The organism is Armatimonadota bacterium (assembly GCA_013314775.1).
Taxonomy (GTDB): Bacteria; Armatimonadota; Zipacnadia; order Zipacnadales; family JABUFB01; genus JABUFB01.
Window position 1 is genome coordinate 310,311 of sequence record JABUFB010000008.1, and the last position, 13,888, is coordinate 324,198.

9 protein-coding genes are annotated in these 13,888 nt (G+C 62.8%); 5 read left to right on the forward strand and 4 right to left on the reverse strand.

Going from position 1 to position 13,888, the window contains the following annotated elements; translation table 11 throughout:
- Positions 1-44 precede the first annotated feature (44 nt).
- Genes HPY44_08730 through HPY44_08740 form a run of 3 tightly spaced genes read right to left on the reverse strand, consistent with a single transcriptional unit; the run spans position 45 to position 5,484 of the window.
- Positions 45-2,498, reverse strand: a complete 2,454-nt coding sequence (locus tag HPY44_08730) for a hypothetical protein (GenBank protein ID NSW56085.1) — start codon at positions 2,496-2,498, stop codon at positions 45-47.
- Positions 2,495-4,327: a hypothetical protein gene (locus HPY44_08735; protein ID NSW56086.1), complete on the reverse strand. Its 1,833-nt coding sequence runs from the start codon at positions 4,325-4,327 to the stop codon at positions 2,495-2,497. Before HPY44_08735 ends, HPY44_08730 begins: the two co-directional genes overlap by 4 nt.
- On the reverse strand, positions 4,327-5,484 hold the full coding sequence (locus HPY44_08740) for a DegT/DnrJ/EryC1/StrS family aminotransferase (protein NSW56087.1): 1,158 nt from the start codon (positions 5,482-5,484) through the stop codon (positions 4,327-4,329). The genes HPY44_08735 and HPY44_08740 overlap by 1 nt, the downstream gene beginning before the upstream one ends.
- 450 nt (positions 5,485-5,934) lie before the next feature.
- Between HPY44_08740 and HPY44_08745 the strand changes: the two genes are divergently transcribed.
- From HPY44_08745 to HPY44_08765, 5 genes are all read left to right on the forward strand, one after another.
- Positions 5,935-6,423: a pilus assembly protein gene (locus tag HPY44_08745; protein ID NSW56088.1), complete on the forward strand. Its 489-nt coding sequence runs from the start codon at positions 5,935-5,937 to the stop codon at positions 6,421-6,423.
- A gap of 80 nt (positions 6,424-6,503) precedes the next feature.
- A complete protein-coding gene (locus HPY44_08750) occupies positions 6,504-7,478 on the forward strand; it encodes a hypothetical protein (protein ID NSW56089.1) in 975 nt (324 codons plus the stop codon).
- A gap of 62 nt (positions 7,479-7,540) precedes the next feature.
- Positions 7,541-7,783, forward strand: a complete 243-nt coding sequence (locus tag HPY44_08755) for a hypothetical protein (protein NSW56090.1) — start codon at positions 7,541-7,543, stop codon at positions 7,781-7,783.
- Between the two features lie 45 nt (positions 7,784-7,828).
- Positions 7,829-8,506, forward strand: a complete 678-nt coding sequence (locus tag HPY44_08760) for a response regulator transcription factor (GenBank protein ID NSW56091.1) — start codon at positions 7,829-7,831, stop codon at positions 8,504-8,506.
- Positions 8,507-8,536: 30 nt separating this feature from the next.
- The gene (locus HPY44_08765; protein NSW56092.1) at positions 8,537-8,833 is read left to right on the forward strand and encodes a hypothetical protein; all 297 of its coding nucleotides are present in this window, start codon (positions 8,537-8,539) and stop codon (positions 8,831-8,833) included.
- Positions 8,834-9,439: 606 nt separating this feature from the next.
- Here the strand turns inward: HPY44_08765 and HPY44_08770 are convergent.
- Positions 9,440-13,879 carry an NPCBM/NEW2 domain-containing protein gene (locus HPY44_08770; GenBank protein NSW56093.1) on the reverse strand — a complete coding sequence of 1,480 codons (4,440 nt, stop codon included), beginning with the start codon at positions 13,877-13,879 and terminating at the stop codon, positions 9,440-9,442.
- Positions 13,880-13,888 lie beyond the last annotated feature (9 nt).

Consider the following 13,888-nt stretch of genomic DNA (forward strand, 5'->3'; position numbering starts at 1 on the left):
AGGATGGGAATCAAACTCGATGTCAGCACCCCATTTCCGTTTCACTATTCGTCTATCTCCCACGTGTATTTCTTGCCATTGGTGCGCGGGTCGGAATTGTCTGACGCCGAGAACCACAGGCCGGTCACCCAGTGGGAGTATCGTCCGTTCCCCTTCTCACGCACGTCCACGTGGGGCGCGTGGGCAGGGCCAAGCTCTTTTCCATCCTCGTAGAGCCGCAGCGTAGACGGGAGGCCGCCCGGGATCCCGTCGCCGGGGTATCGTGGCCCCAGAAGGTACGTGTAGCAGTGGCCCAACTCGCCCGTGATCTTCCCCGCTACCAGAGATCCCCGGAGCGGCAACCCGTACCGGTAGCCGTCCTCATCGACGATACGGTAGCCCGGGACTTCTCTTGGGCCATCAGTGTTCGATATCCAGTCCAGATAGTCGAGGTTCAACCCGGTCCCGTCCGGATTGCGCAGTCGAACCGCATGCCTGCCCGCATTTAGCTTGAATGCGACCGGCTCTCCTGCATCCCCCCGGAGAACCGCGTACGCCCAATTGTCCGCGCCCTGGGACCCATACCCTCCTGAAGACGGGAACCGCATGGCCACTTCCTGCCCGTTTAGTCTCAGGATGCGCGTGGCGTTCTCGGGCGTGGCGTAACGGGCCACCAGGAAATACTCGCCTTCCTGTGGGATGTCCAATTCCCACTCCAGCCAGTGATCCTGGGTGTTCCAGTGGGACAGCGACAGCCCCGACGCATTCAGCTTGTCATTGCGCAACTGTATGTCCCCGCCGCCCTGAGCCACGAACCCCTCAGACTCGGTTCGCAGGACAAGCCCCCATTTGGCGAGCCCAAAGTCCCCTGGAGTTGGGGGCATCTGCACCGTGCGCGTCGAGGAGGCTTCGTGGCCCGCTGCATCCCGTACCGTGAGCGTCACCGTCACGGGTCCGCTCTCCGCGAGCGCATACTGGACCTGTCTGCCCGTCACCTCATTTCCGCCGATGTCCCACGTGTAACCGGCGATCTCGCCCTGCGCCGCAACTGAATGGGTCGCATCGAGGTTCAGCACCGCGCCTGCTTCCGACTGGCGCGCAGTCCATGTGAAGTCCGCCAGCACCTCGTTCAGCAGTCTGATGCGGGCATAGGTAAGCCCAGGCATGCCGTTGGCCTGCCCGAGCACGTCAAGCACTTCACTCGGGGGCGAGCCGCCGCGTTCGGTGGCAGTCATAAAACTGGTGAACGGTGCCTGCAGAGGCACGCGCACGGGCGTGCCCACGGTCCCATCGGGAAAGAGTTCGACCACGCGGTTCTCCGCGATGCCTTTGCCGGTTTCATCGGTGCCCGAGCAGTAATAGAATACGAAGAGCCTGCCATCAGGTGTTTTCTGGAAACGCGCGTAGCCGGGGATCACTGACGACTTCCCCTCTCCGCCTTCGGCAATGGTCCTCCGCTGCACTACCTGTCCACTGTCCACCACACAAGTCTCCAGTGAGTAGGTGATGGGGACATCCGGGAAGAACTTGTCCCGCACCTTGGGGTTCCACACGCTCTGATCCAGCCAAAGCAGGTGCGCCCGGCCGCTCTCGTCCACCGAAATGTCCAGGTTCGTGATGTGCCCCGCGGTCTTCTCTCGGCTGGCTATCTCCACCCACTCGCTGAACGGCTCGTTGACGATATCCGGCGTCCATGCGTAGAACAACCGTCGGAAATCGTAGTCCCAGGTTCGCCCGTTGTTCAGTTCCAGCTTGTACTCGCGCCAGGCTTTCACCGGCTCAATGATGTCGCTGATTGCCAAGACGTGCGCCGCGCGGTTCTTCAGCGCCACCACCGGGTAACACAGGCGGATCGGTTCCGGCACCTCGTAATCCACGCCCATCGGGAACACCAGCCTGCCGCACTTGGACCAGTTCCCCTGGCGGTCGCGGAAGCTCCAGTGCTGCGCCTCGTGCAGCAGGATATTGAGGAGCAGGAGTTCGTTCCCAGGTCCGTCAGCTGCGAACCCCCGATACGAGTGCTCGGTGAATCCCGGCGAACCCTCCCATGCCGGCAGCAACACCTGCGGCGGGTCCGTCGGTGAAGCCGCTGAGAACTGGAGCACCTGCGGCTGGGCCGGGCCGTTGTATGCGCCGGGCTCCGTGAGCGTCGGGTTGGCCGAGATGAAGAGCCGGCCGTCCGGGAAAGCGCCGATGGGACAACCCTCCCGGGTGCGGCCTGTCGGGTCCGCCTGCATCAGGTCCCAGCCCGTCGAGCCACGCTTGAAAAGCATCCAACGCGTGTTGTTCAGCGGCTTTTGGTCTTTCAGGGTTTCCAATCCACTGACGAACACGTCGTCACCGATACGCGCAATGCATGTCGAGCCGTAGCACCACATCGGCCCCGCGCCGTTGTTCGCCGGCTCGTATGTGTACACTGTCTCCTGGACCTCAACGACAGGCAGTAGGGGTTTCTGTGCTTGTGCGGTCATTGCGAGCGTCACTCCCAGTACTATCGCGGCGGCACAGGTTGTCTTCATCCGAGGCCTCCGTCTTCACATGTTGCGGCGGCGAGGACCACATCATGCGCACCGGGCGGCAAGGCGATGAAGGCCCAGTGCGCGCCGAACTCCCGTGCTATCCGCACCGGCGCGCACTCACCGTTCACTATCGCCGACACGGCGGGTGTCTCGCCCGTACAGACTTTCACCACGAAACCACCCTGGTAATTGCAGGTCGCCCGGAAGCAGACGCGTCCGTCTACCTCGCGCACATCCTCAACAGTTGCTTCGGCCCTTGCCAGCCACCAGCGGGCAAGTTCGTCGCTGCCCATGAAAACGCAGGTTGCCTTGCGCTCAGCCAGATACCGCAGCAGCTCATCCACTGCCGCGCGGCATGCAGGGAAAGTCGCCAGGTATATCGGGTGGTAGAAAAACCCCAGGGTCAGTCGGTATCGCAGGGCGAGGTCCACGGCCTCGTGGATTCTCGCAGGATCCGTCTCATCCTGCAGATACCCCACCTCGTATGCACCGATATGTTCCTCCACGAAGTCGATACGCTCGTTCCCGTTTCGCCAGTCATCCCAGACGCGTCGCGGGAAGGCGGTTCCGAAGGAGAGGTCGATGCTATTCACCGGGTTGACCGGCGGCGATATCAGTCCCATCCAGCTATTATCACCAAGCTGCCCTTCCTCAGCCATCCACCGCGCCGGTTCACACCAGCCGACCCAGCGCACCCAGTGGTTCACCGAACACACCGCCGGACGCCCGAAGACCTCCTTGAACAGGGCCGACTGCCGGCGCACATCCTCCCGCGTGAAACCGGTTGGGTGGTCAAAACCCGCCATGAAATCATAGTGCAGCGAAAGCTCGTGACCGTTGCCCTCAATGTGCCTGATTTCATCGGCGCTCAGGGCGAAACGTCCCTCAACCGGCATGCAGTTGATATGGTATGGCAGTCCGCGGCTGCGCATGAAATCGGAGGCTGTCACCTGATATTCAGGAGTGCCTTCGTCGTCGCCTCCGAAGGAGATCAGAGCGTCGGCCACTTCACCATCCGCCGGCGGGATCTGGTGGATCATCGGTACCGGCTGGCGGCCGATCATATTCTGCAGCAGAAAGTGGAGCTCATCACTGTAGCCCACTTCGCGCTGGTTCTGCTCGATGATCCTGGCGTCCATAGCTCGCAGGTATCCGTCTCCGTCGAAGTCGGCTTCGACCGGACGTCCCTGGTGGACCGCCCACATCGTCTGCGCCACGTCGAATGCGAAGTAGAATGCGTGCCCTGCCCCAACGTCGCGGCCGGTGATGGCTGCGAAGCCAGTGGGGAGTGCGGCCCTGCCCCGACCGGGATCATCCGGTGCTGGTCGCAGCAGTCGAGCTATCGTCTCGGCGCCACGCGGCATAACGAGACGCACCGGTGATACCGCAATCAATGGCTGGTCGGGATGCAGGTCCGAATGGATGCCCTGCGTGACCGGTGTCTCGGTCAGTTCCAGATAGGCGCAGATGCTGAATTCATCGGGGCTCTGCCGCCACCAGTCTCCGCCCTCAATTCCAAAGACCTCATTCAGTCCTCCGCACGCAAAACCGATGAGCGTGCCGCCACCGGAAATCCAGTCCATGAGGACTGATGCAGCCGCCGGGTCGAAAGATGTGCAATCCATGCCGCCCGCGATGAGGACGCGGTACCCGGAGAGGCGCTCTTCGTCAGCCAGAAGGGCAGGCGGCAGAGAGTCAGCGTTCACGCCAAGACGGTTGAGTATCTCCTCGCAGTACCGGTGCCAGTAATTCCGTCCGCAGGCATTGAGTTGGGCATGCAGCCCCGCATCGTAGGTCCAGGCGACCTTTATCCGGGCACCGGGCGGCATCAGCACAGTCTCCCAACCGCGTTGTGTAGGCGCTCGGCGTCGGCCTTCGCAGCGTCTTCGGCCTGGAACGGGTAGGCCAGCATGATCCGCGGGAATAGCGCCTCCGCCTGTGGACACAGGCCGCGCGGGTATTGGTTGCCCGATCCCTGGTAGAGGGGGCAGTCCAGCGGGCAGCCCCGGCCGTAGCCCATCCGGTTCCGTATGAGAGGATGGTCATATGCGGGCATGTTGGTGTATCCCAGGCTCACTCCACAACCCTCCTCCTGCAGGACCCGCGAAAAATCGTCTCGCGAAATGCCCCTTTCCGCGCCATTGAAATTGGCGCCCCACAGGTGGAATGTGTGGTCCGAGCCTTCCGGGCCTCTCTGCAGGGTGATCCAGTCGCAGTCGGCAACAGCGGCATCGTATGCGGCCGCGTTGCATTTCATTGTCTCGATGTAGCCTGCCACCACCTCCAACTGGGCCAGTCCGATTGCCGCGATCGGCTCAGTTATCCGATAGTTGAAGTGCAGCCCGTGGGCCACGGAAAGGAAGGTGGGCGCTCCAGCGTGTAGCGCCAGTTCTTTCGCCAGATCCTCGCGGTTCGTAATCGCCATTCCGCCGTCACCCAGGCCAAGCTGTTTGCTGGCCTGGAAACTGAAAGAGCCGATATCGCCCCAGGTGCCTACAAACCTCCCCTTGTAACGGCACAGCACCGCGTGGGCGCAGTCCTCGATAACCAGCAGACCGTTGCGATGGGCGATCTCCACGATCCGGTCCATCTCGGCCGCGAGACCGCAGACGTGAGTCACGATGAGCGCCTTGGTGCGATCGGTAATGCAAGCCTCAATACAGTCCGGGTCCATATTCCACGTGACCGGGTTGACGTCCACGAAGACCGGAACCGCATTGTTGTACATCACCGCCATTGCCCCAAACACACACACGGGATCGCACAGGACCTCATCCCCAGCACCTGCTCCGGCGGCGATCACGGATGCATGCAAGACGGACATCGCCGAGTTCATCGCCACCCCGTAGCGAGCGCCGTGTGCTCCGGCGAATGCCTCCTCGAACCGGGCGGTGAACTGTCCCCCACCGAGACACGACAACTGCCCCGACTCCAGCACCTTCCTGACGTTCTCAAGCTCTCGCTCGCCGAAACTGCGAACGGGCATAAGTCCACCTCCGAGAGGTTTTGCCGGCACCGTGGCCGCGACTTCCCGCCACGTATTCGCCTATCTCGGGGCTGTTCCCTGCTAGGGTCCGGGAGCCCTTACGGAGCCGACGCTGTTTTCTCCCTGCGGCTGTTAGCACAGGTTCCGACGGAGTGTGACTTTTACGGCAGACTGCTGTACTAATGTCTGAAATTGGTGGACAGAAGACTATATAGAATCTTTAGGTTTTCTTTCTTGAACATGGATTGAACGGAGTTGGCTTTTGCATAGAATAGATCCTGTACTCAAGAAGCTCATGATTTGATGTCAAAAAGAGCGAATAGAGAGCGATGCTCTCGTTTAGTTCAGCGAAATTGAGCAACGGCTCTGGGGAAGAAACCAGCCTCAGATAGAAATCAGAACAGTCCGCGCGGGGGCAGCGGCTCTTTGAGAGAGACGGGGTGATTTGAGATGATCAACACAGTCGTGTCGCGAAGCCTCCGCCGCAGTCGGGGAATGGCCACGGTCGAGTTGGCGATGGTCCTGCCCATTCTCATGGTTATCCTGTTCGGCATGATCGAATTCGGATACCTCATCAGCACGACCGGGCAGCTCTACAATCTGGCGCGCGAAGGGGCACGCGCAGCAGCGGTGGGACTCACGCCAGCGCAGGTCGAGGCGCGTCTTCAGGAATCCCTTGGGGTTCTTGACCCGAGCAGCCTGACCGTTACCCAGACTTACCGGCCCGACGAGTCTTATCCCGCGGACACCTGGCAAGTTCTTGTGGACGACGGGGTGACCAACACCGCTCCTTACGGAGCTCTCATTCGGGTTGAGGTCAGCTATCAGCACAAGCTTCTCGTCCCCGGGCTGTTCGGTTGGTTCCTGGCAACAGGCAGCACGCCTCGGGGCGAGGCAGTGAAGCTTCTTCACACCAGCGTCACCACTCGCCGCGAGTAGTGGCACTCACGCCACGTCGTGAGCCGATGCGTGTACGAGCAGCGAGCGGGCCCAAACCCCATCGGGAGGGGTGAACCAGAGTGAAAAGTTCCAGCGTAGGTGCAGTGAGTTTCCCTGGCAGGCGACGCGGCGGCATCATGCCCATGATCATCGTCGCGATGCCTGTTGCAATAGCCGCGCTTGGAGCGGCCGTGGACCTCGGTCTTCTTTTCATCGCATGCCAGCAGTGCCAGGTCATTGCGGACGCCGGAGCGTGGGCGGGAGCCCAGGAGTTACCATGTTTTCAGCGCGCGACCGCTGTCGCGCAGGATGTCAGTGAGCGAAACGTTCCACCCGAGACCCAGTTCGAGATCACCACGAACGTCTACACCAGTGGACAGATCATTCCCGAGGTGGGACCTGCCCCAACCGGCGGAGCTCTGGAGGTCAATGTCTCGCGCCGCGTGCAGTACTACTTCCTCCCCGTCGTTGGACTGCACGGCACCCGCGTCATGCGGTCAGCCGTCACATCGCGCATGGGCGGGAGTACCTGCGTCGTGCCGCTCTGGGTGGATTCAGCGACACCGCTGGAGTTCGGCACTCAGCTTAGCCTTCTGATCCAGGATACGCCAACCGGCATCCCCGGGAGTTTCGGTTTTCTCGATCCCCGCGGCGGCGCGGATTTCACCGAACTCCTTGCTGGCACGGCTACCGAAGACGACTGGGAAGCCCAACGCGTCGATCAGGGAGACCTCTTGTCGGCCTATACCGGCGTGAGGGTTGGGGAATGGGTCAACGCACTGCAGTCTCGGATCGACAGCGCGGCACTCCCTCCATGGGCCACCGATACCTTCGGCGACTTCCGGGCCGATAACCCGCGGATAATGATGGTGCCCTTGGTGCGGTACAACGGCGGAACCGGCAGCGGCGCGGGTTTCGAGGTGGTTGAGGTCGGCGCTTTCTGGCTGGAGGCAGTAGACGCTGGCGGCACAAAGAGCATCACCGGGCGCTTTATCGACTTCATCCGACCCGGAGGCGCTGTCGGCAACGTCAGTCCATCAAGGCTGATGAGGTAGGTTAGCTAGCGGATGAGCGGGTCGAACGCGGGGCAGAATAGAACGGCGAGGAGATGGGCAGCGTGAGTAGTCTGGAGTGGTGTGTGAGGCTTCTGGCAGGCACGACACGGGGGGCGGCGCTCCGCGGGTTCTGGAACGATCAGGACGGCGTCACCAGCGTGGAGTATGCGCTGGTTCTGGCCGTAGTCGTTGTCAGTTCGGCAGCGGCATGGCATACGCTCACGGGCAGCATGGTCCGCGCTCTGTCCACCGTAATGGATTCGGTGGACGGGGTCGATGGGCCTGGTAGCGCCGAGCCGTATTGAACGGGGCTGAGTTTTGAAGCAGTTGGCACGTGAGGTGGGATGACCATGTCCGATCAGATACTGCTCATCGATGATGACAGTGTGCTGGCTGCCGCAGTCGAGCGTGTGCTTGCGAGGGCAGGGTATGAGGTGCTCCGTGCCGGGAGCGCCCGTGCCGCAAGGGCGATAATCACTGACACCGAGCCAGGTCTGGTTGTTCTTGACCTCATACTGCCGGACGAGGACGGGCTCGATTTCTGCCGGGAGATACGGGCGCGCTCTGATATTCCCATCGTGATCACGTCCTGCCGGACTGACCACGCGGACCGTATTGTCGGTCTTGAAGCAGGGGCAGATGACTACGTGACCAAGCCGTTCAACCTGTCCGAGTTAGCCTGCAGGATAGGGGCTGTTCTACGGCGCGCGAGCGCAAGCAGCGGACCGGAGGATGACCGTGGCCGGCCTGTCGAGGGCCAGGTTTCCAGCTCGTTGCCGAACGTGGTGGAGATCTTGGACAGCAAGGTCGCGCTGACGGAGGCAGAGCGCCGTATTCTCGCCGAGCTCGCCCGACGCTCCGGAGAAGTTGTCAGCCCCGCTGAACTCGCTAGCACACTGGGAAACCGTCGATCGCGACACACACGCACCGCGGCCAGCCACATCGCTTCCATACGCAGGAAGTTGGCAGCGGCCGGTGTGCAAGACGTAATCAAGACCGTGAGAGGCTTCGGGTACCGACTGGGGTGACCCGGGCCGTTCCAGCAGGAGGCGAATAGTATGCAGGCGATCACGCGAGCAGGGCCCCACGGCGCGCGTGGCATGACTACCGTCGAGTTTGCGCTCTTGCTCGGAATCATCGCATGCGCGTCCATCGCCCTTTGGGGCAGCATCGGCGATTCGGCCGGCATGTGTGCGGACGCCACGTGTAACGGTTTCGACGAGATGGCAGATGCATCCATAGCTCACCCACCCGGCCCGGAGCAGACCAACGGCCCACAAATCACGCTTCCTGACGACGGCGGGGACGAGCCTGTCTCTCCGAGACGACGGGGACGTCGCCCCCGATGGAGGTAGCCGCCTCAGCGTTCCCTTCGCATTAGCCTTCGCGACACTGGGCTTGCCCCACGTCGGTTTCACGCCCGGTAAGTGTGAGGCTGCCTGCCTTTCCCTCGCTCTCCCGCCTCACGAAGAAACCCCAGCACCCGGTCGAACCACAGTCTCGAATCGTGTCGCAATCCCGGTGGGATCCCTGGAAATCCGTGCCGGGAAATGCGGCGTTTCAAGGGCGACCCGATTGGGAATGTCCGGACCTGAAAGGGCTTGTACGGGGACTGGCGCCCGGAAGCCCGCCGGGGAGCACCGGGCCACGCACGCGAGGCCGTGCAGGTGCACGAGGCCCCAGACAACCGCCTGCCGGCTCGGTGCTCTCAAGCCTGCGAGCCTGGGCCGATGTGCTTGGGGACCGCATGGCCGTGACGATCAAGGACAGCGCCGCGGTGCGGGGAGAGCTTCCGGTCAGGCTGGGCCAGCTTCAGGCTTACTTGCAGGCGGAGTTCAACTCCGACCACGGCGAACAGCACGGCAGCAATCCGGGCTGCCGGCTGGAGACGGTTGACTTGCTGCGGAAGGATGCTGGGCGGCTGAGTGCTCAAGTCCGCCCAGCCGCCGCAGCTTCCGAAGCTATTTCAGCCTCGCGCTTCCCCAGACCGCGTGGTCGGAGTTGATCCCGTCACCCGCGTCCGTGGTGTACAGGCGCAGCAACTTCGCGCCATCCAGCGGGACTTCAAGGGCGACCGGATCGTCTCCTCCCCGCAGTGTCGGCGAGGTGAACAGCGTGCGCCACGGGCCTTCGGCCGCTTCCCCCACCTGCACCTGGAAGGTTGCGCTGCCGTTGCCCCGGCTGGAATCGCTGATTCCGACTTCAGCCAGCAGCTTCGCATTTCTCAGCTCCTCCGGCACCTGGTAGACGACCCGGCCATGGGCGCCGTCCGGACTGGGTTCCGGGCAGAGGGTGATGCACTTGGGATAGATGCGGCCGGCGATTTCCGCCGGATTGCCCACGTAGTCGCGATCGCGGATGAGTCCGCCGTGAGCGAAGGAACTGAGAGCCTTGAGGTCACTCAGGTAAGTCACCCCGGTCTCCAGCGGGACCTTGTTGATGAAGGAGATGGAGACGGTGGCGCGATGGCGCTCTACGGACCGGTCGGTCACGCTCACCTCGACCTGGTGCCTGCGAGGTCTGTGCGCTTCGGAGGCCAGCGCCTCCTGCAGGTCTATTTCCAGCCGCACGCCCTGGCCGTCATCGTCCAGGGCCACCGCGGTAGGGTCTGGGGGAACACCGTTGATTTTGACCTGGAGGGACTGTGTGTCCAGCGGATTGTCGGCGTCCCTGATGGCCACCGTCAGCTTTCGCGGTGCGTCGATCCAACCAAGGTCTCTCGCCGCTTCGACCGTCACCGGCTTCCCGTCCAGCGCGATCTCAGCCGCTGCCGGCGCCCCCGCGTCATTGAGGTTGAGCCACTCCGGCTTGGCGCTGATGATCGTGATCCCGCTAGACCCCAGTTCCGCTGGAGAGAATGACTGGCGACCCTGCGGCGCGTCCTGCCAGGTACCTGCGTCGCTGCGGAATGCCAGGGCTCCTTCCGTCCCGCGTGTCCTGACCGTGACCGTCCCGGTCCCTCGCAAGCTGTGCTGTTCCCATCCTTCGGCGCGTTCCTTGCGCCACGTCAGGTCGTTGGCAACCGTGACTCGCAGCCCCGGCCAGACCCCGTAGATCACGTACCAGTCGCCGATCCGGATGCCTTCGGAGCGCAGGTCGACCTCTTCCACCAGTTCCAGCGTATCGCCGCCGTATCCCCCGCCCACCTCATTGACCCGCCGGATGGTGTATGTGCGGTCGCGCTCCGGGAACCACACTCTGAGCCCGTTGTACCAGGGCCCGTTGCCGTGATCCACCATGGGGCGCCAGGTGCGGATGACCCCGGGGCGGTCCTCGGGCATCTCCGTCACCTGGTGCCAGCTTGTGACGAAAGGCGCGTGATCCTGCACATCCACTCGCACCAACCCGCCGGGCAGTTCGGTCACCTTGTCCAGCCGGTAGCCCTCATTGCAGGCGTCACGTAGCGGGCTCTCGAAGGTGATGAGCAGTTGCCGGTCGTGCAGGTTGCCTCCCGCCGGCCAGGGCTTGTCCGGCTTGATGATCAGCGCGCTCTGCTGGCGGGTGCCGGTGAGGTCGCCAATCACGTCCACGATCTCGCCGGTGAAGTCCCCGGGCATCGCGGTCTCCAGTCCGGGCGCCCTCAGGACCGTGCCGCGGCAGACCTCCGCGGTACTGACCTCGCCTTCGGCATCGGTCCGGAGCAGCGCATAGCGAGCGTCGGTTTCAATGCCGCCGGGCAGCCGAATCCGTCCCGGTTCTGACTGGTAGATCACTGTGTCGGTGTGCCCGCCGGTCATCTCCAGTTCAAGGGCCACGATGTCCCGCTCGTTCCCTTCGATGCTCTCCGCTTTGAGAAGCCGCGCCGACTTGATGGCGCTCTGTTCGCCTTCCCTGAAACCTTCCAGCACATGCACATACAGGCTCTCGAGGGGCACATTCCGGGCGGTGCGTCGCTCAATGATGAAGTCCCGTGCGCCCAGGAAGGCCACATTTCCGTCAACCCGCGCACCACCGGGCAGGGGCTGCTTCACCCAACCAATCCACGGCCCTCTGGCGCTTATCAGCTCGGTGTTCTCGGGATCCGCGTCCAGTCCCAGCATGCGCAGCCGGACCTTGCCTACGTCCTCGGGCACCGGGCGCTTGAAGGAGCCGTCATTGGGGTCGCGGGGAGCGAATGCGGCGATGTCGGTCTTCCACGTCACGTCCCAGGAACCGCCGGTCTGACCGAGCCGCGCCACTTCCTTGACCTGCTTGTACGCCCGGTAATCAACGTTCTCATCCACGCCCTCCCGCGTCTGGATTACCGCCGCGAGGTCCTCCGCCGTCTCCTTCACAGGCGGCAGGTTCGCTTCCGCGCGCACTCCCCACGCGCTGTTGAGAAGCGCCTGCTCCTCTCCCGCCACGAGTTTCGTCAGGTCCAGAATGTACGGCCTGCCGTCAGGGCCCTCCACACCGATGAGTGTGCGCCGGAACTCGGGCGCGGTTACCCCCACGCCTGACCAAGAGTAGTGGTCCTTGACATCCAGCACCTGGAACCCGGATCCAGGCGCGCCGGCTTCCTCGCCACCCTTGAAGGTGATGACTTCCCCGTATCCCCGGTTGTCACCCCAGCCTTTCCCCGTGCCGATCTGGTCGACAATCGCCCCGTTCTGACACAATGCGCTGTGGGCATAGACCCAGGTCCAGCTGTCGAAGCCCCGCGGGCCCTCCTGCATCTCGAAGGGGTAATCCATCTTCTTCAGGGCGGCGAACTCCGGTCGCTCCCACTGCAGCCGGGCATTGCACCAGTGGGCCGCGTAGCCACCCCGGCGCAGGACCGGCACGCCATCCACCCAGCACTCCAGGCTCAGGGCATCCTGGGCGTTATGCAAAGAAGCGCGGGTGTATGCCAGGCATGCCTCCTGTCTGTGTCCAGGGCCGCCGACCCGCAGGATCCCGACACCGTAGCCGGGCCAGTTGCGGCTGCCGATCTTTTCGTTTTCTCGCACCTGATTGGGATTGTTGATGAAGTTGCTGGGAAATGCGAACTCGTGTTGATCTCCGAACTCCACCTGGATGCCGCGGACGGTGCCCAATTTCCGCAGCTCCGCATCTGCCGCCCAATAGAACGGGTGGTCTTCAAGGAAGTTGGGGTAGAACTGCAGCCAGCCCTTCGGATCGCGCAGGAATGGGTAGAAATACCCGCCCGGCATGGCCATGTAGTTTGGGGCGCCCTCACCGTTCATGCCGTCCTGGTACGTGTGATTGTACATCGCCACTTCCTGCGCAGGCCCGGCGAAGTCCAGCAGTTCCTCGTCGCCCAGAAGAACCCCGAGCATCCACAGGTCCACGTAGTTGGCTTCCTGGTAATTCGTCAGCAGTTTCTGGGAGAAAACGCTCTTGAACATGAGCGACAGTTCACGCAGAAGCTTCTGCGCGATCTTCCGGTCGAGCGCATCGGGATCGCCGTAGGTTCTCTCTGAATAGTACCGGAACGCCGGATGCAGATGTACCCGGGCGTAAGGTTCCACCCAGATGTGCTCATCCATCATATTCAGCCAGCCTCGGCTGCCACCGGGCAGTCTGCGGCTCCACGCTCCGAGATAGCTGACTTCGAAGATTGCCGGCCGCGGCACGGCCTCCCATTCGGCGCGGGTGAGAGGCTTGCCATCTTTGCCATTGGCCAGTTCGTTGTGGTCACACAGCGGCAGGCCGTAATAGGTATCCGCCACCTGATCAAGAATCACTGCGATCTTGTGAACGTACAGGGGGTCCGCGGTCTCCTCGAACTTCCGTCCATAGTTACGCACGAGGTCGCAGCCGACGCTGAGCCAGCGCTTCTGGTCGAAAAAGGTGCGGATGAAAAGCTCCCACTCCACACCATCTCGATCCCTGTAGAGCGTGCAGGGCACTTCCTGAACAGTCTCGTCCAAATGGAGGAATTGTGCGGTTGCATTGGCCTTGAGCGCATAGTCCGCTGGGGCATCCTGCTCCCGGCCCCAGAGGTCGGTCTTGCAGCAGTTGGTGGTGGCGTGGTACTCGTTTGCAGGGTCCATCAACACCGAGAACGAGTACGAACCGCAGAAGGGGCAGTAAGTGTAGAGAGCGGCGCTGGGCTTTGAGGGGTCCACCTTCCCAGATTTCACACGCGCCAGAGGTGCGATGTGTCGCGGGAACTCGGCCCGGATCTCATCATCCGTGGGCGCTGCGGTAACGTGCACATTCCAGTCCGCCTCGGGGCTGGACTCGGGGTGCGCGGCCTGCCAGCGCTCGGCCTGTTGGCGAGTCCAGTCTGCGAACAGCGTGGCGGCGGTCTGCGGGGGAAGCTTTCGGCCTGGTATCAGCTCGGCCACTTTCTTCGCGCGGTCAGGCGCGTCCCACCATGTTCTGCCCTCAACAGGCTGGTTTTCTCCAGGTTGGCAAAGGGCGGCCGCGCAAAGAGTTATCGCTAGAGCCAGGGAGAACAGCAGATCGTTGCCCATGAGTTCAGC